Origin of the sequence: Paracoccus homiensis (assembly GCF_900111675.1) — a bacterium.
Classification (GTDB): Bacteria; Pseudomonadota; Alphaproteobacteria; order Rhodobacterales; family Rhodobacteraceae; genus Paracoccus; species Paracoccus homiensis.
In genome coordinates, this window is sequence record NZ_FOHO01000006.1 from 65,207 (window position 1) to 88,692 (window position 23,486).

At 65.4% G+C, this 23,486-nt stretch carries 20 protein-coding genes; 11 read left to right on the forward strand and 9 right to left on the reverse strand.

Annotated features, from left to right (window positions below):
* Nucleotides 1–5: 5 nt before the first annotated feature.
* Together pgi and ftsY are read left to right on the forward strand one after the other, a co-directional pair.
* Nucleotides 6–1,616, forward strand: a complete 1,611-nt coding sequence (pgi, locus tag BMX67_RS09940) for a glucose-6-phosphate isomerase (protein WP_090734526.1) — start codon at nt 6–8, stop codon at nt 1,614–1,616.
* 121 nt (nt 1,617–1,737) lie between these two features.
* Entirely contained in the window at nt 1,738–2,754 is a 1,017-nt protein-coding gene (gene ftsY / locus BMX67_RS09945) for a signal recognition particle-docking protein FtsY (RefSeq protein WP_090734528.1), read from the forward strand.
* Nucleotides 2,755–2,780: 26 nt separating this feature from the next.
* Here ftsY and hisG read toward each other — a convergent pair whose 3' ends face one another.
* The 3 genes from hisG to hisS are packed head-to-tail and all read right to left on the reverse strand — an operon-like array spanning nt 2,781 to nt 6,000.
* Nucleotides 2,781–3,461 (reverse strand): ATP phosphoribosyltransferase, encoded by a 681-nt coding sequence (gene hisG, locus BMX67_RS09950; protein ID WP_090734530.1) that lies wholly within the window; start codon nt 3,459–3,461, stop codon nt 2,781–2,783.
* Entirely contained in the window at nt 3,458–4,516 is a 1,059-nt protein-coding gene (locus tag BMX67_RS09955; protein ID WP_090734779.1) for an ATP phosphoribosyltransferase regulatory subunit, read from the reverse strand. The genes hisG and BMX67_RS09955 overlap by 4 nt, the downstream gene beginning before the upstream one ends.
* A complete protein-coding gene (hisS, locus tag BMX67_RS09960) occupies nt 4,516–6,000 on the reverse strand; it encodes a histidine--tRNA ligase (RefSeq protein WP_090734531.1) in 1,485 nt (494 codons plus the stop codon). Before hisS ends, BMX67_RS09955 begins: the two co-directional genes overlap by 1 nt.
* A gap of 57 nt (nt 6,001–6,057) precedes the next feature.
* On the opposite strand from hisS, the gene BMX67_RS09965 reads away from it, so the two are divergent.
* The 5 genes from BMX67_RS09965 (at nt 6,058) to ispG (ending at nt 9,915) form a co-directional block, all read left to right on the forward strand.
* Nucleotides 6,058–6,276 carry a SlyX family protein gene (locus BMX67_RS09965; protein ID WP_090734533.1) on the forward strand — a complete coding sequence of 73 codons (219 nt, stop codon included), beginning with the start codon at nt 6,058–6,060 and terminating at the stop codon, nt 6,274–6,276.
* A gap of 195 nt (nt 6,277–6,471) precedes the next feature.
* Entirely contained in the window at nt 6,472–7,764 is a 1,293-nt protein-coding gene (locus tag BMX67_RS09970) for an adenylosuccinate synthase (protein ID WP_090734535.1), read from the forward strand.
* A gap of 69 nt (nt 7,765–7,833) precedes the next feature.
* Nucleotides 7,834–8,046, forward strand: coding sequence for a DUF2842 domain-containing protein (locus tag BMX67_RS09975; protein WP_090734537.1), 213 nt, complete (start codon nt 7,834–7,836; stop codon nt 8,044–8,046).
* The gene (locus BMX67_RS09980) at nt 8,043–8,708 is read left to right on the forward strand and encodes a thiamine diphosphokinase (protein WP_090734538.1); all 666 of its coding nucleotides are present in this window, start codon (nt 8,043–8,045) and stop codon (nt 8,706–8,708) included. The genes BMX67_RS09975 and BMX67_RS09980 overlap by 4 nt, the downstream gene beginning before the upstream one ends.
* Nucleotides 8,709–8,784: 76 nt before the next feature.
* A complete protein-coding gene (gene ispG / locus BMX67_RS09985; protein WP_090734540.1) occupies nt 8,785–9,915 on the forward strand; it encodes a flavodoxin-dependent (E)-4-hydroxy-3-methylbut-2-enyl-diphosphate synthase in 1,131 nt (376 codons plus the stop codon).
* Between the two features lie 183 nt (nt 9,916–10,098).
* Here the strand turns inward: ispG and moaA are convergent, their stop codons facing one another.
* Entirely contained in the window at nt 10,099–11,112 is a 1,014-nt protein-coding gene (moaA, locus tag BMX67_RS09990) for a GTP 3',8-cyclase MoaA (RefSeq protein ID WP_090734542.1), read from the reverse strand.
* A gap of 123 nt (nt 11,113–11,235) precedes the next feature.
* On the opposite strand from moaA, the gene BMX67_RS09995 reads away from it, so the two are divergent.
* Nucleotides 11,236–11,760, forward strand: coding sequence for a hypothetical protein (locus BMX67_RS09995; protein ID WP_090734543.1), 525 nt, complete (start codon nt 11,236–11,238; stop codon nt 11,758–11,760).
* Nucleotides 11,761–11,870: 110 nt separating this feature from the next.
* On the opposite strand, the gene groL is transcribed toward BMX67_RS09995, so the two are convergent.
* Nucleotides 11,871–13,523, reverse strand: coding sequence for a chaperonin GroEL (gene groL / locus BMX67_RS10000; protein ID WP_090734545.1), 1,653 nt, complete (start codon nt 13,521–13,523; stop codon nt 11,871–11,873).
* Between the two features lie 51 nt (nt 13,524–13,574).
* Nucleotides 13,575–13,862, reverse strand: coding sequence for a co-chaperone GroES (locus tag BMX67_RS10005; RefSeq protein WP_090734546.1), 288 nt, complete (start codon nt 13,860–13,862; stop codon nt 13,575–13,577).
* Nucleotides 13,863–14,051: 189 nt separating this feature from the next.
* Here BMX67_RS10005 and BMX67_RS10010 point away from each other — a divergent pair, with 189 nt between their 5' ends.
* Nucleotides 14,052–15,074: a TraB/GumN family protein gene (locus BMX67_RS10010; RefSeq protein ID WP_090734781.1), complete on the forward strand. Its 1,023-nt coding sequence runs from the start codon at nt 14,052–14,054 to the stop codon at nt 15,072–15,074.
* Here the strand turns inward: BMX67_RS10010 and BMX67_RS10015 are convergent.
* Nucleotides 15,071–17,008: a monovalent cation:proton antiporter-2 (CPA2) family protein gene (locus BMX67_RS10015; RefSeq protein ID WP_090734548.1), complete on the reverse strand. Its 1,938-nt coding sequence runs from the start codon at nt 17,006–17,008 to the stop codon at nt 15,071–15,073. The genes BMX67_RS10010 and BMX67_RS10015 overlap by 4 nt on opposite strands.
* A complete protein-coding gene (locus BMX67_RS10020; protein WP_175479874.1) occupies nt 17,008–19,677 on the reverse strand; it encodes a hypothetical protein in 2,670 nt (889 codons plus the stop codon). The genes BMX67_RS10015 and BMX67_RS10020 overlap by 1 nt, the downstream gene beginning before the upstream one ends.
* A 219-nt stretch (nt 19,678–19,896) precedes the next feature.
* Between BMX67_RS10020 and BMX67_RS10025 the strand changes: the two genes are divergently transcribed.
* Both BMX67_RS10025 and BMX67_RS10030 read left to right on the forward strand, forming a co-directional pair.
* Complete coding sequence (locus BMX67_RS10025) at nt 19,897–20,754, forward strand: SIMPL domain-containing protein (protein ID WP_090734551.1); 858 nt, start codon at nt 19,897–19,899, stop codon at nt 20,752–20,754.
* Between the two features lie 143 nt (nt 20,755–20,897).
* Nucleotides 20,898–22,172: an MFS transporter gene (locus BMX67_RS10030; protein WP_090734552.1), complete on the forward strand. Its 1,275-nt coding sequence runs from the start codon at nt 20,898–20,900 to the stop codon at nt 22,170–22,172.
* Between the two features lie 16 nt (nt 22,173–22,188).
* Here BMX67_RS10030 and BMX67_RS10035 read toward each other — a convergent pair whose 3' ends face one another.
* Entirely contained in the window at nt 22,189–23,475 is a 1,287-nt protein-coding gene (locus tag BMX67_RS10035; RefSeq protein WP_090734554.1) for an O-acetylhomoserine aminocarboxypropyltransferase/cysteine synthase family protein, read from the reverse strand.
* Between the last annotated feature and the right edge of the window lie 11 nt (nt 23,476–23,486).

The window sequence follows — 23,486 nt, forward strand, 5'->3', positions numbered from 1 at the left end:
CTGACATGCCTGCAAACTGGACCCGCCTGAAGGATCATCGCGCCGCTCAGGGCGATGCCCGCATTTCGGATCTGTTCGACGCCGATTCCGATCGCGCCACTGGCTTTTCGGTATCTGCCGACGATCTGGTCCTTGATTATTCCAAGACCATGATCGACGCGAAGGCCCGCGATCTGCTGATCGAGCTGGCGGTCGGTGCGGATGTCGAGGCGCGCCGCGAGGCGATGTTCAGCGGCGAGAAGATCAACGAAACCGAAGGCCGCGCGGTTCTGCATACCGCGCTGCGCAACCTGTCCGGCAGCGTGACGGTCGACGGTCAGGACGTCATGCCGGCCGTTCGCGCCACGCATGACCGCATGAGCCGTTTTGCCGATCAGGTCCGCTCGGGTGCCTATAAGGGGCAAGGCGGCAAGATCACCGATATCGTCAATATCGGCATCGGCGGATCGGATCTGGGGCCGCTGATGGCTGTTCTGGCGCTGGCCCCCTATCACGACGGCCCGCGCGCGCATTTCGTCAGCAATGTCGATGGTGCCGATATCGCGGACACGCTGGCCGGGCTGAACCCGGAAACGACGCTGGTGATCGTGGCGTCAAAGACCTTCACCACCATCGAGACGATGACCAATGCCCGCACCGCGCGGGATTGGATGGCCACCAGGGTTGCCGAGCCTGCCGCGCAATTCGCCGCGCTGTCCTCGGCGGTGGACAGGACGGCGGAATTCGGCATCGACGACTCGCGGGTCTTCGGGTTCGAGGATTGGGTTGGCGGGCGGTATTCCGTCTGGGGTCCGATCGGATTGTCGCTGATGATCGCGGTGGGGCCGCGGGGTTTCGATCGGTTTCTGGCAGGCGGCGCGGCGATGGATGCGCATTTCCGTCAGGCACCCTTGGCACAGAACCTTCCGGTCATGCTGGCCCTGACCGGGATCTGGCATCATCAGATCTGCGGGTACCCGACCCGCGCCGTGCTGCCCTATGACAACCGGTTGATGCGGCTGCCGGCCTATTTGCAACAGCTTGAGATGGAATCGAACGGCAAGCGGGTGGCGACGGATGGCGGCGATCTGGCCGTCGTGTCGGGCCCGGTTGTCTGGGGTGAACCCGGCACCAATGGTCAGCACGCATTCTACCAGTTGATCCACCAGGGCACGATGCCTGTTCCGTGTGAATTCATCCTAGCCGCACGCGGCCATGAGGACGATCTGGGTCATCATCACATCCTGCTGGCCGCGAATTGTCTGGCTCAGTCCGAGGCGCTGATGCGGGGGCGCAATCTGGATGAGGCGCGGGCGCTGATGCAGGCAAAGGGTCTGGAAGGTGCCGAACTTGACCGTCAGGCGCGGCATCGGGTGTTTCCTGGCAACCGGCCCTCGACCACCTTGCTGATCCAGCAGCTGACGCCCTTTGCGCTGGGACAGATCGTCGCGCTGTATGAGCATCGCGTCTTTGTCGAGGGGATGATCCTGGGCATCAACAGCTTTGACCAATGGGGGGTCGAGCTGGGCAAGGAACTGGCGTTGAAGGTCGAGCCACTGCTGACCGGGCAGGAAGCGCCGGGGCATGACCCGTCGACGCTGCGTCTGGCAAGCCTGTTCCGGGCGATGCGCGGGTAGGGCAGGCCGGAGGCGCTTCGCCCCCCGGACCCCCAGAGGATATTTGCACCAAGGCAATGGTCGGCCGCTTTTCCTTGCGGGCCAGACGGTTTAGGGTCCGGCCGACCAGAAGGAAGCAGATATGTCGTTTTTCTCGAAACTGCGCGATAGGCTGACGCGGTCCTCGTCGAAGATCGGGGACGGGTTGGACGATATCGTCGCCGAAGCATCGCCCGAGTCGGTTGCCGAAGCACCGGCGCCGCCGCCGGAGCCCGCACCGGGTGGCGGCATCGTCGGGCGTCTGTTCAAGGGTGCCGAGGCAGAGCCGCGCCGCGCGCTTGATGACGCGATGCTGGAAGATCTTGAGGATATGCTGGTTCAGGCGGATATGGGGGTCGAGACCGCGCTGCGGATCACCGCCAATATCGCGGAAGGGCGCATGGGGCGTCGGGTATCCTCGACCGAGCTGAAAGAGCTGCTGGCCGAAGAGATCGCGCGCATCATGGGATCGGTCGCGCGGCCCTTGCCGCTGTATCCGAAGAAGCCGCAGGTCGTTCTGGTCGTGGGTGTGAACGGATCGGGCAAGACCACCACCATCGGCAAGCTTGCCAGCCAGTTCAGGGCGGCGGGCAAGAATGTCGTGATCGCGGCGGGCGACACGTTCCGCGCCGCGGCGGTCGAGCAGTTGCAGGTCTGGGGGCAGCGCGCGGGGGTTCCGGTGATGGTTGCGGCGCAGGGTTCGGATCCGGCAAGCTTGGCGTTCGATGCGATGGTCAAGGCCGAGGCCGACGGCGCGGATCTGTTGATGATCGACACGGCCGGGCGGTTGCAGAACCGCCAGGACCTGATGGAAGAGCTGGCAAAGATCGTGCGGGTCATCCGCAAGAAGGACCCCGAGGCACCGCATAACACGCTTTTGGTGCTGGACGCGACGACGGGGCAGAACGCGTTGAGCCAGGTCGAGACCTTCCGCAAGCTGGCCGATGTTTCGGGTCTGGTGATGACCAAGCTGGACGGGACGGCCCGTGGCGGCGTTCTGGTCGCGCTGGCGGATCGGTTCGGGCTGCCGATTCACGCGATCGGTGTGGGCGAGCAGATCGACGATCTGGACGCCTTCGACGCGCGTGACTTTGCGCGGGCGTTGGTCGGGCTGGCGTGAAAAAGGGGGCCGGCGGCCCCCCTTCTTTAACCCGTAATTTTCAGCAGGCGCAGGAACCCGTCAAGTTCCGACCCCATCGCGGTGCGGGCGGCAAACAGCGTCGCCTGGGACCGCAGGACCGGTTCCTCGTCCAGGATGCGCAGGTTGTTCGCGCGCAGCGTCGCCCCGGACGAGGTAATGTCCGCGATTGCCTCGGCGGTCTGGTTCGCGACCGTGCCTTCGGTCGCGCCCTGGCTGTCGACCAGCTGGTAATCCGCGACCTCGTGCTCGGCCAGCCACGCGCGGACGAGGCGGTGATACTTGGTCGCGATGCGCAGCCGGAAGCCGTGCTGGGCGCGAAAATCACGAGCGATGGCGGCGAAATCGTCCAGATCGCGGCAATCGCGCCAGCAATCGGGCACGGCGATGATCAGGTCGGCATGGCCGAAGCCCATCGGCGCGACCTCGGACACCAGGTCGCGCCAGCCGGCCAGCTTCTCGCGCACCAGGTCGGTGCCGGTCACGCCCAGCTCGATCCGGCCCGCGGCCAGTTCGCGCGGGATCTCGCCCGCCGACAGCAGCACCAGCGAGACGCCCTCGGCCCCCTCGACCCGGCCCGCATATTCGCGGTCCGAGCCGCTGCGCGACAGGGTGACGCCACGATCCGCGAACCAGTCGAAGGTCTGTTCCATCAGCCGCCCCTTGGACGGCACGCCAAGGCGGATCATGCTGCGCCCTCCAGTTCGGCAACCAGGCCGGGGCGGATGATGCCGCCGACGGCGGGAATTTCGCGGCCCTTGCCCAGCACCCGCGTCAGTGCGTCATAGCGACCGCCCGACGCGACATCGGGCCAGCCCGCGCGGTCGGCGGCGAAGCTGAAGGTGAAGCCGTCGTAATATTCCAGCGTGGTGCGCCCGTGGCTGGCATCGAAGGTGATGGCCGACAGGTCGATGCCGCGATCCGCGATGGCCTGAAGCCGCGCCGCGATGCGGTCCACGGCGGGGGCGATCGCGGGCATGTCCTGCGCCAGATCGCGCAGCAGCGGCGTGACCTGATCTGCGGGGGCCTGCAGCGCGAACAGGCGGTCCAGACGTTCTGACCAGATCGGCGCCAGCGGCGCGACGGCGGCATCGGCGTTCAGGCGCGCGATGCGGCGGATCATCTCGTCCTCGGACCGCAGGCCCGCCCAAGGGGCGTCGCTTTCGGGGAAATCGCGCGGGGTCGTGGGTTGACCGAAGCGCGCCAGAAGGCGGCGGAAGCGGCCGGGCCGCCAGATGTGGTGCATCAGCGCATCGCGGCGCGCGTCGGGCAGGGGCAGGGCCGCCACGGCGTCCAGCAGCAGGCCCATGTCCCCGATCTCGGCCCGCAGGTTCAGCGGCGCAAGCAGGTCGTGGAATAGCGCGAACAGTTCGGCATCGGCATCGGGATCGCGGCTGAACAGCTCGAACCCGGCCTGAAGATATTCGTTGTCGCGCGGATTCTCGGGGTGGGTGTCGCCCATGTCCTGCTTGCGGAAGACCTCGCCCAGGTAACAGTAGCGGGCGGGCTCCGCGCCGTTCTGCATATGCGCCTGCACGACCGGGACGGTGAAATCCGGGCGCAGCATCATCTCGCCCCGGATCGGGTCGGCGGTGACATAGGCGCGGGCGCGGATATCCTCTCCGTACAGGTCCAGCAGGCTTTCGGCGGGCAGCAGCAGGTCGGGCGCGACCTCGACCCCGCCCGCATCGCGGAAGGCGGCCAGAAGGCGCTGGCCGACGCTCTGCTTGTCGCGCTTGGGGATCATGAGAGGATCCGCCGCACTTCGGCCACCAGATCGGCGCGGGCGACCTCGGTCTGGGCGGGCTGGGATTTCCATTCGTCCAAGCTGGCCTCGGCCGCGATCTTTGCACCCAGGATCAGGTCCTTGACCTGCACGACGCCGCGCTCGGCCTCGTTGCCGCCCTGGATGATGGCGACGGGTGCGCCGCGCTTGTCCGCGTATTTCAGCTGGTTGCCGAAGTTCTTGGGATTGCCCAGATAGACCTCGGCCCGGATGCCCGCCGCGCGCAGCTCCGCGGCCATTGCCTGGTAATCGGCCATGCGGTCGCGATCCATCACGGTCACGACGACCGGACCCTGGCTGTCGGCACCCGCCAGCCCCTTGGCGCGCAGCGCGGCCAGCAGGCGGTCCACGCCGATGCTGACGCCGGTGGCGGGAACCTTCTGGCCGGTGAAACGCTCGACCAGGCCGTCATAGCGACCGCCGCCCGCGACGCTGCCGAATTGGCGCTTGCGGCCCTTCTCGTCCAGGATCTCGAAGGTGAGCTCGGCCTCGAAGACGGGGCCGGTGTAATACCCAAGGCCCCGCACGATCGAGGGGTCGATCACGGCGCGATCCTCGGCCACGCCCATCGCGGCGAGCATGTCGGCGATCTGCGACAGCTCGTCCACGCCCTCGGCGCCGATGGCCGATGCACCGACGGCGGCGCGCAGGTTCGCCAGCGTGGCCGCGTTGTCGTCGCCCTTGGACGTCAGGAAGGCCAGCACGGGCTGGGCCTGGTCCACCGACAGGCCGACGCCGTCGATGAAGGCGCCGCTGTCATCCTTGCGGCCTTCGGTCAGCAGGGCCAGCACGCCGTTGCGGCCCACCTTGTCGAACTTGTCGATCTGGCGCAGCACGTCCTCGGCCTGGTCGGCGCGGACCTCTGCGGCCTCGAGCACGCCGTTCAGGACCTTGCGGTTGTTGATCCGCACGATGTAGTCGCCGCGCGCGATCCCCACGCCTTCCAGCGCATCGGCCAGCATGGCGCAGATCTCGGCATCCGCCGCGACGGACGCGCTGCCCACCGTGTCGGCATCGCATTGATAGAACTGGCGGAAACGGCCCGGGCCCGGTTTCTCGTTGCGCCAGACGGGGCCCATCGCGAAGCGGCGATAGGGGCTGGGCAGATCGTTGCGATACTGCGCCGCCACGCGCGCCAGCGGCGCGGTCAGGTCATAGCGCAGTGCCAGCCAGTCGCCTGCGGTGCCGCCACCGGGGACGGCCTCTTCCTGCCAGGCGAACACACCCGCATTCGGGCGGTCCACGTCGGGCAGGAACTTGCCCAGGGCTTCGACGGTCTCGACCGCGCTTGTTTCCAGCGGCTCGAAGCCGTGGCGATGATAGATCGCCGCGATGCGGTCCAACATCGACTTGCGTTCTGTCACCTCCGCACCGAAATAGTCGCGGAAGCCCTTTGGCGTCTCTGCCTTGGGGCGGGGCTGTTTCTTCTGATCTTTCGCCATGGTCTTGTTGCCTTTACGGGGCCAAATCCGAGGGACGCCTTAACGGAAGGACACGATATGGACAAGAAGACAGAGCCACGGCTTCTCGCACTCGAGGAAACCGTGGCACATCTCAGCCGCGTCACCGACGACCTCTCCGAGGTGATCGCAAGGCAGGACCGCATCATCGACCGGATCTCGAAACGCCTGCAGATGCTGGTCGAGGCCGAGGCACAGCGTCAGGCCGATGACAGCGGCACGATCCCCCTGGCCGATCAGCGCCCGCCACATTACTGACGACTTCTTCTTTGCGCGAAATACCCCGGGGGAATCGCGCGGCACGCGCGATGGGGGCTGGCCCCCCCCCGTGGCCCTTCATGCCGACCCGTGGCCCTTCATGTCGATCTTGCTCGCCAGAAGCTGCTTTCCCCTGCGGCTGCAATGCGCTAGAGGCGTGTCGAAAAGCATTTCGGTGAAACGGAAGGACGGCTCATGGCCAACGTGGTGGTTGTCGGCGCCCAGTGGGGCGACGAAGGGAAGGGCAAGATCGTGGACTGGCTCAGCGAACGAGCTGATGTCATTGCGCGCTTCCAGGGCGGCCACAATGCCGGCCATACGCTGGTCATCGGCGAAAAGGTGTTCAAGCTGTCGCTGCTGCCCTCGGGGATCGTGCGCGAAGGCAAGCTGGCCGTGATCGGCAACGGTGTCGTGCTGGACCCCTGGGCGCTGTTCTCGGAAATCGACAAGCTGACCGGGCAGGGCGTCAAGATCTCGACCGAGAGCCTGATGATCGCGGAGAACACGCCGCTGATCCTGCCGCTGCACCAGGACCTGGACAAGCTGCGCGAGGAAGCAGCGGGCAAGGCAAAGATCGGCACCACCGGTCGCGGCATCGGCCCGGCCTATGAGGACAAGGTCGGCCGCCGGTCAATCCGCGTCGCGGATCTGGGCGACGAACAGACGCTGGACGATCGCCTGGACCGCCTGCTGGCCCATCACGACGCACTGCGTCAGGGCCTGGGCGCCGAACCGATCGACCGCGACGCGCTGAAGGCGAAGCTGCAGGAAATCGCGCCCAAGCTGCTGCCCTATGCCCAGCCGGTCTGGAAGACCATGGCCGAGGCCCGCAAGGCCGGCAAGCGCATCCTGTTCGAAGGCGCGCAGGGCAGCCTGCTGGATATCGATTTCGGCACCTATCCCTATGTCACCTCCTCGACCACGATGTCGGGGGCGGCGGCGTCGGGCACCGGCATGGGGCCGGGCGCGATCGACTTCGTGCTGGGCATCGTCAAGGCATACACGACCCGCGTGGGCGAAGGCCCGTTCCCGACCGAACTGGACGATGCCGACGGTCAGCGCCTGGGCGAACGCGGACATGAATTCGGCACCGTCACGGGTCGCAAGCGTCGCTGCGGCTGGTTCGATGCGGTCCTCGTGCGCCAGACCTGCGCCATCAGCGGCGTGAACGGCATCGCGCTGACCAAGCTGGACGTGCTGGACGGGTTCGAGAAGCTGAAGATCTGCGTCGGCTACGAAATCGACGGCGTGAAATACGACTATCTGCCGACCGCTGCCGCGCAGCAGGCCCGCGTCACCCCCATCTACGAGGAAATGGACGGCTGGCAGGAATCGACCGCCGGGGCACGCAGCTGGGCCGATCTGCCCGCCGCCGCGATCAAGTATGTCCGCCGCGTCGAGGAACTGATCCAGTGCCCCGTCGCGCTGCTCTCGACCAGCCCCGAGCGTGACGATACCATCCTTGTGACCGATCCCTTCGCGGATTGATGACCTTTGCCGCCGTCGGGTTCGCCCCGGCGGCGGCCCATCCCGAGACAGCCGGAAAGGGCAGGACATATGCAGCTGAAAACCCGCAAGCGCCTGTCGCTTCTGGTCCTGATGCTGGGCATGCCCGCCTATGTGGTGCTGGCGGTGACGCTGGTGAACTGGATGGACGCGCGATTTGGCCGGCAGCCGATCTGGATCGAGCTGGCGATCTATGTCGTGCTGGGCATCCTGTGGATCCTGCCGCTGAAACGCGTTTTCCGTGGGGTCGGTCGCGGCGAATGACCGGAGCGGTCGTGCAATCGCGTCATGGCGTTACCGTGATCGGCGGCGGTCTGGTCACGCCCGAGGATCTGGCATTGGCGTTGCGCGTCGCCCCGACGCTGGTTGCCGCAGATGGTGGCGCCGACCGTGCCTTCGCGCTGGGGATGCCGCCCGATTGGGTCATCGGCGATCTGGACAGCATCAGCGATTCGGCGCGCGGCCGTATGCGCCCGGACCGCGTGCTGCATATCAGCGAACAGGACAGCACCGATTTCAGCAAATGCCTGACGCGGATCGACGCGCCCTTCGTCGTGGCCGTCGGCTTTGCGGGTCTGCGTCTGGATCACACGCTGGCCGCGCTGACCACGCTGATCCGTGCCGAGCATCCACGGGTGATTCTGCTGGCATCGGACGATATCGCCTTTCCTGCGCCGCGACGTCTGACGCTGCCCTTGATGCCGGGCACGCGGGTATCGCTGTATCCGATGGGGCCTGCGCGCGGGACCAGCAGCGGGCTTGAATGGCCGATTGACGGCATCGAATTTTCCCCGGCTGGGCGTGTCGGCACCTCGAACCGCGCGAATGGTCTGGTCAGCCTTCAGATCGAGGGGCCGATGCTGATCCTGTTGCCGCGCGACTGCTTGTCGACGGCGCTGAATGCGCTGGGGCTGGGGGCGGCGTAATCCTGTCACAGCCCCGTGTGGCGGTTGCCGTTTGCGCGGTGATGACCTATCTGTGGCACGTAATCCGGAGGCCCGAATGTCGCTGAACCCGATCCGTCCCTGGCGCAATATCGAACGCCGGAAGTCCCGTCAGATCATGGTCGGCAATGTGCCCGTCGGTGGCGACGCGCCGATCAGCGTGCAGACCATGACGAATACCGATGGCCATGACGTGCGCGCCACATTGGATCAGGTGATCCGCGCCGCCGAGGCCGGAGCCGATATCGTTCGGATTTCCGCGCCCGATCAGGACACCACGCGGGCCCTGAAGGAAATCTGCCGCGAAAGCCCGGTGCCCATCGTGGCCGATATCCATTTCCACTACAAACGCGCGATCGAGGCCGCCGAGGCGGGTGCCGCCTGCCTGCGTATCAATCCCGGCAATATCGGCAGCCCGGACCGCGTCCGCGAGGTCATCAGGGCCGCCCGCGATCACGGCTGTTCGATCCGCATCGGCGTGAATGCGGGCAGTCTGGAAAAGCACCTTCTGGAAAAATACGGCGAGCCGTGCCCCGATGCGATGGTGGAATCCGGGCTGGATCACATCAAGATCCTGGAAGACAACGACTTCCACGAATTCAAGATCAGCGTGAAGGCCAGCGACGTATTCCTGGCTGCCGCCGCCTATCAGCAACTGGCCGAGGCGACCGATGCGCCGATCCATCTGGGCATCACCGAGGCGGGCGGCTTTGTCGGCGGAACGGTGAAATCCGCGATCGGTCTGGGCAACCTGCTGTGGATGGGGATCGGTGATACGATCCGCGTCAGCCTGTCGGCTGATCCGGTCGAAGAGGTGAAGGTCGGCTTCGAGATCCTGAAATCGCTGGGTCTGCGGACGCGCGGGGTCCAGATCATTTCCTGCCCCTCTTGCGCGCGACAGGGGTTCGATGTGATCAAGACCGTCGAGACGCTGGAAAAGCGGTTGGAACATATCAAGACGCCGATGAGCCTGTCGATCATCGGCTGTGTCGTGAACGGCCCCGGCGAGGCGTTGATGACGGATCTGGGCTTTACCGGTGGCGGCGCGGGCAGTGGCATGGTCTATATGGCCGGGCGCCAAAGCCACAAGATGTCGAACGACCAGATGGTCGATCACATCGTCGATCTGGTCGAGAAACGCGCCGAAAAGCTGGAGGCCGAGAAGGCTGCTATCGAGGCAGCCGAATAAATTGCGTCCCGCGATGGCCGGGGGCGCTTTGCCCCCCGGACCCCCAGAGGGTATTTGTCCAAAGAAGAAATCGGTGTTACGGCGGGCTGTGCGATAAGCCGCCGCTGGCGGGCAGGAGTTTTGGGACAGGATCCGGACCAGCAGATGCCGGTCGCGGCGGGGAGTGTCGGGTATGTGAGGGCGCTAGCCGCCAGTATGGCTCATGTGGCGGGTCATCTGGCCGCCGACCTTCTGGCGCGAATAGTCGAAATCATGGCCCTTCGGTTTGCGGGCGATGGCGTCGCGGATGCGGTCGCGCAGAAGCCGATCATCCCCGCTGGCGCGTAAGGGGGAACGCAGGTCGGCGCGGTCTTCCTGTCCGAGGCACATGTAGAGTTCGCCGGTGCAGGTCACGCGCACGCGGTTGCAGCTTTCGCAGAAATTATGGGTCAGCGGTGTGATGAAGCCGATCTTCTGTCCGGTTTCCTGAAGGCGCACATAGCGGGCGGGGCCGCCCGTACGTTCGGCCAGGTCGATCAGGCTGTACCGCTGACTGAGTTGTTCGCGCAGGTCCGAAAGCGACCAGTATTGATCCAACCGGTCTTCGTTGCCCAGATCGCCCATCGGCATGACCTCGATGAAGGTCAGGTCCAGCCCCTCGTCGGCGCACCATTTGGTCAGGGTGAACAGTTCATCATCGTTCACGCCTTTCAGCGCGACGGCATTGATCTTGATCTGCAGGCCGGCGGTTTTGGCGGCCGTGATGCCTTGCAGCACCTGGTCCAGCCGGCCCCAGCGGGTGATGCGGGAAAACTTGTCGGCATCCAGCGTATCCAGTGAGACATTGACGCGGCGCACGCCGCAATCGACGAGTTCCTGTGCGTAACGGCCCAATTGGCTGCCATTGGTGGTCAGCGTCAGTTCATCCAGCCCCTGACCCAGATGGCGTGACATATTGCGAAAGAACTGCATGATGTTGCGCCGAACCAAGGGTTCGCCCCCGGTGATGCGCAGTTTGCGGACGCCAAGATCGACGAAGCTGGAACAGAGGCGATCCAGTTCTTCCAGTGTCAGAAGCTCGGCCTTGGGCAGAAACTGCATATGTTCGGCCATGCAATAGACACAGCGAAAATCGCAGCGGTCGGTGACCGACACCCGCAGATAGGTGATGGGGCGGGCGAAGGGGTCGATCAGGGGGGCGGGCGCTGCATTTTCCATGCCGTCAATCTATGCCCCTGCTTTCGTTCGCACAAGATGCTGCCGATCACGCAAGCGGTGGTGGACGGCCCGCCGCCGCCCGGTTTAGGCTTTCGCGCAAGGAACGACAGCAAGGAGCCTTGGATGCGGAAGATTGAAACCGTTGCGGTGCTGGGTCTTGGGCTGGTGGGGCTGGCTGCCTGCACGCCTGCCGCGACCACCACGACCAGTAAACCGGCGAATGCCACGGCGCCTGCGGGCAAGGTCGAGACCAGCCTGTCGGCCGAGCAGGTCGCCGCCGCCACCGCGATCACCCGCGCGCCGGCCCCTGCGCCTGTGGCCCGAGCTTCGGCCGCGCAGCTGGATACGACGACGACCGAACAGCGGACCGAGGCCGCGAAGGCACCCGAGGTTGCGGAAACGCGACTGGGCACGACCATCGCCTCGCTTGGCGATCCGACCGAGGGCGGGTTCTGGATCAAGACGCCGCTGGTCAAGGCGCGCGGTATCGGACGGATCGTGAATCCCGCGAATGGAAAATCGGCGCGGGTCGATCTGATCCCGCTGGACGGGAAACAGGGGGGCGGCAGTCAGGTGTCGTTGCCTGCATTGCAGCTGATCGGGGTGTCGCTGACAGATCTACCCACGATCGAGGTCTTCAAGTCCTGATCACCAATGAAGCCGACGTAAAGAGGCCGCCATCGCATTACGCGCTGGCGGCCTTTCCATGTGCCGGGAAGGCGAACCTTCCCGGCGATCTGCCATGGGACAGGGGCTGATTACATCATGCCGCCCATGCCACCCATGCCGCCCATGCCACCCATGTCGGGTGCGCCGCCCTGGCCCTTCGGCTCGGGCTTTTCGGCGATCATGGCTTCGGTGGTGATCAGCAGGCCTGCAACCGATGCTGCGTCTTCCAGCGCGGTGCGGACGACCTTTGCGGGGTCGATGACGCCGAATTTGAACATGTCGCCATATTCTTCGGTCTGCGCGTTGAAGCCAAAGGCCTTGTCGGTCGATTCGCGGACCTTGCCGGCAACGACAGCGCCGTCGACGCCAGCGTTTTCAGCGATCTGACGCATCGGAGCTTCCAGAGCGCGGCGAACGATCGCGACGCCAGCATTCTGGTCGCTGTTCTCGCCCGTGACGCCTTCCAGAGCCTTGCCGCCCTGAACCAGAGCCACACCGCCACCGACGACGACGCCTTCCTGAACGGCCGCGCGGGTTGCGTTCAGCGCGTCATCGACGCGGTCCTTGCGCTCTTTGACTTCGATTTCGCTCATGCCGCCGACGCGGATGACTGCGACGCCGCCGGCTAGCTTGGCCACGCGTTCCTGCAGTTTTTCCTTGTCGTAATCCGACGAGGTTTCTTCGATCTGCTGACGGATCTGTGCGACACGTGCTTCGATCTCGGCCTTGTCACCATTGCCGTCGACGATGGTGGTATTGTCCTTGTTGATCGACACTTTCTTGGCCGTGCCCAGCATGTCGATGGTCACGTTTTCCAGCTTCATGCCCAGATCTTCGCTGATGACCTGACCGCCGGTCAGGATCGCGATGTCCTGCAGCATGGCCTTGCGGCGATCGCCGAAGCCCGGTGCCTTGACGGCTGCGATCTTCAGACCGCCGCGCAGCTTGTTGACGACCAGCGTGGCCAGGGCTTCGCCCTCGACGTCTTCACCGATGATCAGCAGCGGCTTTTGCGACTGGATCACCGATTCCAGCAGCGGAACCATCGGCTGCAGCGAGGACAGTTTCTTTTCGTGCAGCAGGATATAGGCGTCTTCCAGCTCGGCGACCATCTTGTCGGGGTTGGTCACGAAGTAGGGCGACAGGTAGCCGCGGTCGAACTGCATGCCTTCGACGACTTCGACTTCGGTTTCCATGCCCTTGTTTTCTTCGACGGTGATCACACCCTCGTTGCCAACTTTCTGCATGGCGTCAGCGATCTGACGGCCGATCGAGGCTTCGCCATTGGCCGAGATGGTGCCGACCTGCGCGACTTCGTCGCTGTCGTTGACCGGACGTGCAGCAGCCTTGATCGCCTCGACGACTTTCGAGGTCGCCAGGTCGATGCCGCGCTTCAGGTCCATCGGGTTCATGCCGGCCGCAACGGCCTTCATGCCCTCTTTCACGATCGCCTGCGCCAGAACGGTCGCGGTCGTGGTGCCGTCGCCGGCCTCGTCATTGGTGCGCGAAGCGACTTCGCGGACCATCTGGGCGCCCATGTTCTCGAACTTGTCGGACAGTTCGATTTCCTTGGCGACCGACACACCGTCCTTGGTGATGCGCGGGGCACCGAAGGATTTGTCGATGACGACGTTGCGGCCTTTGGGGCCCAGGGTCACCTTGACGGCATCCGCCAGGATGTTGACGCCTTTCAGCATCCGGTCGCGGGCGTCGGTGTTGAACTTGACTTCTTTACCAGCCATTTGAATCTCCTGAAATTATCGTGGAAGGGTGCGTGTCCGTGGACCGGCTGATCAGCCGATGATGCCCAGGATGTCGCTTTCCTTCATGATCAGCAGCTCTTCGCCGTCGACCGTCACTTCCGTGCCCGACCATTTGCCGAACAGAACGCGGTCGCCTGCCTTGACTGCCGGAGCGATCAGCTCGCCCGAATCCTTGCGTGCGCCTTCGCCGGTCGAGATGACTTCGCCTTCCGCGGGCTTTTCCTTGGCGCTGTCGGGGATGATCAGACCGCCCTTGGTCTTTTCATCGGACTCGACGCGGCGGACCAGGACGCGGTCATGCAGCGGTTTGAATGCCATGTTGAACACTCCGTGTTTCAGGTTCCAGTGTCTTGTTGGCACTCATTTGGCCTGAGTGCCAATGACGCTGATCTAGGGTCGCGGGAAGGGGCTGTCAACAGGGAAGCGCACAGTTTTCGGTGGTCCTGCGCCTGCATTCGTGCCAGCCTTGCGGCGGGATCGCGAAGCGACATGAAGGGTCTGAAATACATGCGAAATATACTGGCGCTGCTGGTTGGTTGCCTGGCGGGTGCGGCGGTCGGAACGGCGGCGGTCGGGCAATGCGTGGGCACGAATCTGATCGAGGCCTTGCCGCAGGACAATCGCGCGCGGATCGAGGCCGCCGTCGCGGATGTGCCTTATCATCGCGGGTTGCTGTGGCAGGCCAGCAGGGGGGATGCCGTGATCACGCTGGTCGGCACCTATCACTTTGCCGATCCGCGCCATCAGCGGATGATGGACCGCCTTGAGGACATCCTGTCCGACGCGCAGGCGCTGTATGTCGAGGCAGGCCCCGAAGAAGAAGCCCGGCTGACGCGCGCGCTCAGCGATGATCCGACGCTGATGGTTGCGACCGAGGGGCCGACATTGCCCGAGCGACTGTCGGCCGAGGAATGGCAGACCCTGTCGAATGCCATGGCGGACCGTGGCACGCCATCGGTCATGACGGCCAAGCTGCGGCCGTGGTATGTCGCCCTGATGCTGGGCGTGTCGCCCTGCATGTTGAACGCGGCACAGGCGGGCGACATGGCCGGTGGTCTGGATCATCTGCTGACCGACCGGGCCGGGGAACTGGGCGTGCCGGTCCGCGCATTGGAACCGTGGGACACCGTATTCACCCTGTTTGCAGATCTGACGCCGGAACAGGAACTGGACATGATCCGCGCGTCGTTGACGGCAGCGTCCCATGCCGATGATTACGCGGTGACGCTGACCGACGCGTATTTCGGCGGTGATGTGTGGACGATCTGGGAATTCGGGCGTTTCGATGCCTACCAGAATTCGGGTCTTTCGAAAGAGGCGGTCGATCAGCAGATGGAATTCGCCCAGACCCAGTTGATGGATCAGCGCAACGAAAGCTGGATCGCCCCGCTGGAACAGGGCGCCGATCGCGCGGCCCAGGCGGGCAAGGGGATCGTCGCGGGCTTCGGTGCCCTGCACCTGCCGGGGGATCGTGGCGTGCTGCGTCTGCTGGAGGATCGCGGCTGGCAGATCCGGCGGCTGGACGGCTAGAACCGCCCGCCGGGGCGGGCGCGGTCGCGATTGCGGCGCAGCCCGTGTTCGGGTTCATCCTCGGCTTCGTCCCCGTCCGGTTCATGCCCGCTGCCGAGGCTGTTGGCAAAACGCTCCATCAATGCCGATTCCAGCGTGCGGTTCATTTCGTGGCTGCGCTGCATGTAGGCCGGGTTCTCATCCAGCGGCACGCCGGGCTGCCAGACCTCGGCCAGTTCGCGCAGTGACGCACGGTCGAGCCGATAGTAGATTTTTTCCAGCTCGGATGCCTCGTATTCGGAAAGTCCCGCGTTTTCCAGAACATAGCGCGCCGCCCGCAACGAACTGTCAAAGGTTTCGCGAACGATGTCGTCCGCGCCCGCCGCATAAAGCTGATAGACATTCACCCGGTCGCGCGCCCGCGCGATGATATGCAGGTCGGGACGACGTTCGCGGGCATAGTTGATCAGCTTCAAATTGGCCGCCGGATCATCCAGCGCGGCCACAAGGATGCGGGCATTGTTCAGGCCGGCGGCGGTCAGGATCTCGGGCCGGGTCGGGTCGCCGAAATAGCCCTTGAAGCCGAAATGGCGCATCAGCTGGATCAGCTTCAGGTCGTGGTCCAGCACCGTGGTCTGAAACCCCGACATGGTGACCATGCGGTTGATGACCTGCCCGAACCGCCCGATACCCGCGATGATGATGGGCTGCTGGTCGCGGATATCCTCGGCCAGGTCCCCCTTGTCGCCGGTCGTGTCGGCAAAGCGCCGCATCCATTGTTCATGCAGGATGAACAGCAGCGGCGTCGCCAGCATCGACAGCGCGATCACCAGAAGGGTCGCGCGGGCCAGGTTGCCGGGCAGGATCGCCAGCGACACCGCAAAGGACACCAGCACAAAGCCGAATTCGCCCGCCTGCGCCAGCGACAGCGTGAACAGCGACCGGTCGTGACGTTTCATCTTGCCGGTCCGCGCGATCAGCCACAGCACGCCCCATTTTCCGGCGATCAGCAGCGCGGTCGCCGTCAGGATCGGCACCGGATCCTGCGCCAGCATCCCGAAATCCATGCCCGCGCCGACAGTGATGAAGAACAGGCCCAGCAGCAGCCCCTTGAACGGTTCGATATGCGATTCCAGGGCGTGCCGAAATTCCGAACCTGCCAGCATGACCCCCGCCAGAAAGGTGCCAAGCGCGGGCGACAACCCGACAAGGATCATCAACGAGGCGATGCCGACCACGATCAGCAACGACATCGCGGTTTCCATTTCATGCAGATGCGAGGCGACGACAAAGCGGAACACCGGGCGGATCACATATTGTCCGATCAGGATCACCACCAGAACCGCCGCCAGCGTCGTCAGCGTCGCGGCCCAGCCGGGCAGACCCGCCATGAACGCCTGTCCCAGATGTTCCTCGCCATGCCCATCGCCGCCATGCCCGGCGCCCGTTGTCAGCAGGGGCATCAGCGCGATCATCGGAATGACCGCGATATCCTGGGTCAGCAGCACCGCGAAGGACGACCGCCCGCCCGCCGTCTGCATCAGCCCCTTTTCCGTCAGGGTCTGCAGGACGATCGCGGTCGAGCTCAGCGACAGGATCATCCCCAGCGCAACCGCGATCTGCCAGCTTTGCCCGAAGGCCAGCGCGACCACGGTGATAAGCCCCATCGTCAGACCGATCTGCGCGCCACCCAGACCCAGCAGCTTGTGACGCATGTTCCACAGGCTGCGGGGTTCAAGTTCCAGCCCGATCAGGAACAGCATCATGACGACGCCGAATTCGGCGAAATGCTGCAACTCGGTCATTTCGCTGCCGGTCAGGTGCATGACCGGACCGATCAGGATGCCGCAGATCAGGTAGCCAAGGACCGATCCCAGACCCAGCCGCGCCGACACCGGGACGGCGATCACCATCGTGATCAGATAGACCGTCGCCAGTAGAAGGAACTGTTCCATTACTGCCCGTTCAGCACCGAAAGCTGCTGGCTGCGACCGCCTTTGGAATAGGTGATCCGGCTGTCGCCGATGGCGGTGATGGTGCCGCCATTAATCTTGTCACCCAACCGCAAGGTCAGAACGCGCCCGTTCGAAAGCCGCACCAGCGCCCGGCTGGCCTTGCCGGCGCCGATGGTGCCGATGATCTGGGTCCGGTTGATGTGGATGCCGTCCTTGACCGTCGCCGCCGCGGCGACCGAGGCTGCGGTGCGGCCTTCGGGGATGGTGCTGGCGATTTCGGGCTCTTTTTCGGCCTCGGGCGGGGCATAGTTCTGTTTGCGCGACGCGGCGGCGCGGGCCTCGGCCTCGGCCTGTGCGCGGGCGCGGGCCTCGGCCTGGGCGCGCGCCTGTGCCTCGGCACGGGCGTCCTCGGCGGCGCGGGCACGGGCGCGGGCCTCGGCCTGGGCCTGCAGTTCCGCATCGTTGCGACGCTGTTCTTCAATCCGGCGCTGTTCCTCGGCGGCCTGGCGCAGGTCGTCGGCTGATGGTGCCGCAGGTGCCGCCGGGGCCGAGGCGGGGGCCGATTGCGAGCGGTTCGGCCGTGGCGGCAGCGCAGATGAACGAAGCGCCGTCAAAGCGACGGCGCCTGCACCAGCGGATGAATTTTCAACGGCGGACGCGATGGCGCCTTCGACCGCTTGTCGCGACAGGCTGGCACTGCGAGATCCCGCGCCCGATCGGGGCTTTTGCGCGGGTCTGACCGACTGCGCCAGCGATGCCGCATCTGTGCGGCTGGCAGGTGCGGCATCCTCGCGCGCTTCGGGGCGATCAGAACTGCTGACGGCCTGATCCACTGCCTGTTCGACCGCCCGGCGCGACGGACCGCTGATCGACAGCGGCTTGTGCAGGGGTCTGGCCTGCGCAAGCTGGAACACCGCGCCCCGTTCGGCCTTGCTGAACCCGGCATCACCCGCCTGCGCGGTGCGCAAATCGCGCAACAGCTGTTCCAGAGATGCACGTTCGGCCTGTGTCAGGCGGGTCGGCTGGCCTTCTTCTGCGGCGCTGCCTTCTTCCAGAAAGGACAGGTCCTGCGGACGCGAGGGTGGGCGCACGGCCTGCGGGGCCGGGCGTGCGGGGCGCAGATCAGAGGACGCGGGCTCTGCCGCGGGGCTTGCGGGGGGCGCCGGTGCCGCGGGGCGCGACGGCGGGCGCAGACCCGTGACGCGGGCGGGTTCGGGCTGCGTGCGCTGTGCGTAGGGCTGCGGGTTCGCGGGGACGGCGGGGCGCGCATCAGGGGCCGAGGGTTGGGCCGTTCTGGCAGGCGCGGGCGCCTTTGGCGGGCGGGCCGAGCGTGACAGGCTTTGCGAGACTTCACGCAGCGGCACGATGGCGGGCGCTGTAGCTGCGGCCTTCTGCACAGACTCGGGCGTGGCGGCCTCGGGCGGGGTTTCTTCTGCCGTCTGCGGCTGAGGGGCGGCAGGTGTCGCGTTCAGCAGGCCCGTCGCGGCGGTTGCGGCGGCAACCAGCGCGGGATCGACAGGTGCGGGGTCAACCGCAGCCGCTGTGGCCGGTGCCTCGGCAGCGGCCAGCGCCTCGTCCAGCGCGGCGGTCAGGGCATCTTCGACGGGGGGCTGCGGCGCGGGCGCGATCTCGGCGGTGGCGGCGGGCTGCGGTTCGACCGCCGTTTCGCGCGCGTCAGGTGCCGGGACAGGTGTCGCGACCGGTGCCTGTTCGGTAGGCGCAGCAGGGGCCGAGGCGATCTGCGTCGGCTGATCCTCGGTCGGTGCGGTCGCCGGGGGTGCCCCGAAGAAGATCAGCGTCACCAGCAGCAGAAAACCCAGACCCGCCAGCATCACGCCCAGGGTTCCGGGCATCCGGTCCTGTAGACGGGTCAGCATCGCGACGACGCCGGTCGCGGCGGGTGCATCTTCCGCTGTCTGGTCCTGCGTCGCGCGGGCGGCGGCGGCGCGGGCATGGAAGGCGCGGGCGCGTTCGGACATCTTGTCGGTCGCCGCGCGGCGATCCCCGTGACGGATCACGCTGGGGGCGGCGGCGGCGTCAACGGGCGCCGCGATCGTGCCGTGGGCGGACGCAACGTAGTGGGGCGTGATGCGCGAAATGGTGACGGTTTCGGCCTGCGTCTCGACGATTTCGATCCGGTCCGAGGTGATCGCGGCCTGATGCAGGTCGGGCTTGCTGAAAGGGCGCTGCACGACCAGATCCTGCGCCATCCGCGACAGGCCGAAATCGGGTTGGCCGTCGAAGCGCTCATCTTCCGGGCGGGCGGTAAAGCCGGCGGGTTCGAACCCTTGCAGGCGGGCGAATTCCTCGGCCTCTTCCAGCGTCTTTTGCGCGACAACGGCCACACGCAGGCTGTCGATCTTGCCATCGGTATCCGGGCACCAGTCAAAGACCAGTTCCTCGGCGCGGTAGGGGGTCATGCCTTCCAGCGCACGGGCGATGGTCGCGCGAAGATCGGCACCGGGCGACACGGTCAGGCGCGTATACAGGATCTGGTCATCGGGAATGACCAGCAGCGTTTCGGCACTGTCGCCGGGGGTGCTGGCCTCGTCGCGCAGATCGCGCAACGACGCACCCAGATTTCCCGCGGCGAAACAGACCTGGCCCAGCATGTTCCAGCCCAGTCCGTCGCGTCGTTCCAGCAGCACGGCCTCTTGGGTGAAACTCATGGCAAATTCGGGGGCGGCGTGTTTATTCATGTGTTATCGTCGCTCAAATAATCATCGCGGCGTCCCTGCGTCGCGATGTGGTGGCCTCATATTAGAACTATCGCAATTTCTAGTGTTGGAAAAGTGAAACTGGCGTATCTGTGAACGCTTTTGGGGGAACGTGTGGTGCAATTTTCACGGAATGCACGCAGACTGCCGTCAAATCAGAAGGACGCTTTCATGACGACAGTTTTTTCGCCTTTCAGACCTTCGATGCTTGCGGTCGCGACGGGGTTGGTTCTGGCCAGCGGCGCAGGGGCGCAGGCCATGCCGAAGGGGCATCACGGCTGCGCGACATCGACCCTGAACGTGACCGGGCAGGGCGAGGCGCGTGTCGCGCCCGATCTGGCGGTGGTGACCCTTGGCGTGACCACGCAGGCCGACAGCGCCGCCGAGGCGATGCAGCAGAATGCAGGCCAGCAGCGCGCGGTGATCGACGCCCTGAAAGCGGCCGGGCTTGCCGCCGAGAATATCCAGACCTCTGGGCTGAACCTGAACCCGATGCGCGACTACGGCGAAAATCGCCAGCCCGAGGTGATCGGATACGAGGCCAGCAACATGGTCTCGATCCGGGTCAGCGACATCGACCGGCTGGGCGAGGTGCTGGACACCATCGTCGCCGCCGGGGCGAACCAGATCAACGGCATCGATTTCCGCCGTGAAGATGCCGGCCAGACACAGGATGACGCCCGCCGCGCCGCAGTCGAGGACGCCCGTCACAAGGCGCAGATCCTTGCGGAGGCCGCCGGGGTCCAGTTGGGGCACGTGATCCAGATCGGCGATGTCGATACCGGGCATGGGCCGTCGCCGATGCGGATGATGGCCGCCGACATGGCGAAGGAAGGCGGAACGCCGGTCGAACCCGGACAGCTGTCGATGTCGGCGCAGGTGCAGATGAAATTCGCCCTGATCGACGACAGTTCGCCCTGTGCCGACCATCGCCGCAAAACCGAACCGGCGGGTGACATGCCGCCGCCGCATGGCACCGATACCGGCGCGGTCGCGCCCGGCGAACCTGTCGTTCCCGACGGCAACTAGTCACCCTGCGGTGCCCGGCAAGACCGGGCATCGCCCCTGACGGGCGGATGTCGCAAATCATCCGCAGAAAGGCGTTGCCGGAACCTTTCGCCCGCCATTGCCATGTCATGCCTTTGGCGGAACCCAACCGATAGAGGCGTGGCATGATTCAGGTGTTGTCTGGTGTCTGGGCCCTTTTGACCGGGATCGTGCTGATCATGCTGGGCAACGGGATGCAATCGACGCTGGTTGGTTTGCGCGGCGGCCTGGAAGGGTTCAGCGCGACCGAGCTTGCGGTTGTCACCTCGGGCTATTTCATGGGCTTTCTGTCGGGGGCGCAGATCGCACCGCGCATGATCCGGCGCGTGGGCCATGTCCGGGTCTTCGCCGCGCTTGGTAGCTTCATGTCCGCCGGTCTGATCGCCATGCCCCTGCTGACCGAGCCCTGGGCCTGGACGTTGCTGCGGCTGCTGGTCGGGTTCTGCATGTCGGGCATCTATGTCACCGCCGAAAGCTGGCTGAACGACGCGGCCACCAACGAAACGCGCGGCAAGGTCCTGTCCGCCTACATGATCGCGCAGACCCTGGGCATCATCGGCGCGCAGGGGCTGCTGACGCTTGGCGATGCGGGCACATCGGCGCTGTTCATCGTTGCCTCGATCCTCGTGTCGGTGTCTTTCGCGCCGATCCTGCTGTCGGTCAGCCGTGCGCCCGCGACCGAACTGGCCCGACCGATGGGCCTGCGGCAGCTGTTCTCGGGCTCTCCGCTAAGTACGGTGGGGATCTTCATGCTGGGCAGCGTCTATGCCACCCAGGCGGGGATGGCCCCTGTCTTTGGTACCCTGATCGGCATGACCACGCCCCAGATCGCGCTGTTCGTGGCGATGCTGTTCGGGGGCGCGTTACTGCTGCAATATCCGATCGGCTGGCTGTCGGACCGGATCGACCGGCGCAAGCTGATCTTCGGGGCGTCGCTGCTGGGGGCGCTGTGCTGCGCGGCGGGTTGGTCGCAGGGCGGCAACCTGTGGGCGCTGATGGGCGCGGCCTTTCTGGCGGGTGGCGTCACGACGCCGCTTTACGCGCTGTTTCTGGCCTATACGAATGATTACCTGCCGACCGAGGATATGGCCGCGGCTTCGGGTGGATTGGTGTTCACCTTCGGTCTGGGCGCGATTCTGGGGCCGCTGGTCACGGGCTGGGCGATGGAATTTTCCGGCCCCTTCGCATTCTGGATCGTGTTGGGCGGCACCTTCGCCGGCATCGCGACCTATGCACTGTACCGCATGACCCAGCGGTCGATCCCTTCGGTCGAGGACACGGAAAGCTATATCAGCGTCCTGCCGACCGCATCGCCGGTCGCGGTCGAAGCGGCGGGCGCATGGTCCGCCGCCCAATCCGACCCAGAGGGCGGTGAGGACGGCGCATCACAACAGGCGTGACGCGCCGTCCCGGCAATCAGGCCGTGGCCGTGCTCAGCGCCTGATCCAGATCCGCGATCAGGTCGTCGGCATTCTCGATCCCGATGGACAGGCGCAGGATTTCAGGTCCCGCACCCGCGGCGCGCTGCTGTTCTTCGGTCAGCTGCCGATGGGTGGTCGAGGCCGAATGGATCACCAGCGACCGGGCATCGCCCAGATTTGCGACATGGCTGAACAGTTTCAGCGCATCGACCAGCTTGACCGCCGCGTCATATCCGCCCTTGATCGAAAAGGTGAACAGCGACCCGGCGCCCTTCGGATACAGCCGCTTGGCGGTGTCGTTCCACGGCGACGAGGCCAGGCCGGCATAGGTCACCGCATCGACGCGCGGATCCCGTTCCAGCCATTCCGCGACCTTCTGCGCGTTTTCCACATGGCGCGGCATACGCAGGCCCAGTGTCTCGATCCCCATCAGGGTGTAATGCGCGCCCTGCGGGTTCATCGTCATGCCCAGATCGCGCAGGCCGATGGCGATGCCGTGGAAGGTAAAGGCCAGCGCACCGAAAGTCTCGTGGAATTTCAGGCCGTGATAGGCGGGTTCAGGGGCGGACAGGCTGGGGAACTTGTCGCTGGCCGACCAGTCGAACTTGCCGCTGTCGACCACGACGCCGCCGGTGACGGTGCCGTTGCCGGTCATGAACTTGGTCAGGCTGTGCACGACCAGTGTCGCGCCCATCTCGATCGGGCGGCACAGATAGGGGGTGGCCAGCGTGTTGTCGACGATCAGCGGGATGCCCGCTTCGTCCGCGATCTTGGCGACGGCGGGAATGTCGGTGACATAACCGCCCGGATTGCTGATCGATTCGCAGAAGATCGCGCGGGTGTTTTCGTCGATCGAGGCGCGCAGCGCGTCCAGATCGTCCAGATCGACGAAATTCGCCGACCAGCCGAACCGCTTGATCGTCTGGCTGAATTGCGTGACGGTCCCGCCGTAAAGCCGGGTCGAGGCGACGATATTCTTGCCCGGCCCCATCAGCGGGAACAGCGCAAGGATCTGCGCCGCGTGACCCGATGAACAGCAGACCGCGCCCGCGCCACCTTCCAGTGCGGCAACGCGCGTCTGCAGCGCGGCAACCGTCGGGTTCGTCAGGCGCGAATAGATATAGCCCACCTCTTGCAGGTTGAACAAACGCGCCGCGTGATCGGCATCGCGGAACTGATAGGATGTGGTCTGATAGATCGGCGTCTGCCTTGCGCCGGTCGCCGGGTCGGGTTCTGCGCCTGCGTGAATCGCCAGCGTGTCGAAATCGAGATTGTCGGTCATGGTCCCCTCCG

What these genes read in the sequence shown, in the direction of transcription:
- pgi (WP_090734526.1), top strand. Translation starts at nt 6, where the DNA reads ATGCCTGCAAACTGGACCCGCCTGAAGGATCATCGCGCCGCTCAGGGC.
- ftsY (WP_090734528.1), top strand. Translation starts at nt 1,738, where the DNA reads ATGTCGTTTTTCTCGAAACTGCGCGATAGGCTGACGCGGTCCTCGTCG.
- hisG (WP_090734530.1), bottom strand. Translation starts at nt 3,461, where the DNA reads ATGATCCGCCTTGGCGTGCCGTCCAAGGGGCGGCTGATGGAACAGACC.
- hisS (WP_090734531.1), bottom strand. Translation starts at nt 6,000, where the DNA reads ATGGCGAAAGATCAGAAGAAACAGCCCCGCCCCAAGGCAGAGACGCCA.
- BMX67_RS09965 (WP_090734533.1), top strand. Translation starts at nt 6,058, where the DNA reads ATGGACAAGAAGACAGAGCCACGGCTTCTCGCACTCGAGGAAACCGTG.
- BMX67_RS09970 (WP_090734535.1), top strand. Translation starts at nt 6,472, where the DNA reads ATGGCCAACGTGGTGGTTGTCGGCGCCCAGTGGGGCGACGAAGGGAAG.
- BMX67_RS09975 (WP_090734537.1), top strand. Translation starts at nt 7,834, where the DNA reads ATGCAGCTGAAAACCCGCAAGCGCCTGTCGCTTCTGGTCCTGATGCTG.
- BMX67_RS09980 (WP_090734538.1), top strand. Translation starts at nt 8,043, where the DNA reads ATGACCGGAGCGGTCGTGCAATCGCGTCATGGCGTTACCGTGATCGGC.
- ispG (WP_090734540.1), top strand. Translation starts at nt 8,785, where the DNA reads ATGTCGCTGAACCCGATCCGTCCCTGGCGCAATATCGAACGCCGGAAG.
- moaA (WP_090734542.1), bottom strand. Translation starts at nt 11,112, where the DNA reads ATGGAAAATGCAGCGCCCGCCCCCCTGATCGACCCCTTCGCCCGCCCC.
- BMX67_RS09995 (WP_090734543.1), top strand. Translation starts at nt 11,236, where the DNA reads ATGCGGAAGATTGAAACCGTTGCGGTGCTGGGTCTTGGGCTGGTGGGG.
- groL (WP_090734545.1), bottom strand. Translation starts at nt 13,523, where the DNA reads ATGGCTGGTAAAGAAGTCAAGTTCAACACCGACGCCCGCGACCGGATG.
- BMX67_RS10005 (WP_090734546.1), bottom strand. Translation starts at nt 13,862, where the DNA reads ATGGCATTCAAACCGCTGCATGACCGCGTCCTGGTCCGCCGCGTCGAG.
- BMX67_RS10010 (WP_090734781.1), top strand. Translation starts at nt 14,052, where the DNA reads ATGCGAAATATACTGGCGCTGCTGGTTGGTTGCCTGGCGGGTGCGGCG.
- BMX67_RS10015 (WP_090734548.1), bottom strand. Translation starts at nt 17,008, where the DNA reads ATGGAACAGTTCCTTCTACTGGCGACGGTCTATCTGATCACGATGGTG.
- BMX67_RS10020 (WP_175479874.1), bottom strand. Translation starts at nt 19,677, where the DNA reads ATGAGTTTCACCCAAGAGGCCGTGCTGCTGGAACGACGCGACGGACTG.
- BMX67_RS10025 (WP_090734551.1), top strand. Translation starts at nt 19,897, where the DNA reads ATGACGACAGTTTTTTCGCCTTTCAGACCTTCGATGCTTGCGGTCGCG.
- BMX67_RS10030 (WP_090734552.1), top strand. Translation starts at nt 20,898, where the DNA reads ATGATTCAGGTGTTGTCTGGTGTCTGGGCCCTTTTGACCGGGATCGTG.
- BMX67_RS10035 (WP_090734554.1), bottom strand. Translation starts at nt 23,475, where the DNA reads ATGACCGACAATCTCGATTTCGACACGCTGGCGATTCACGCAGGCGCA.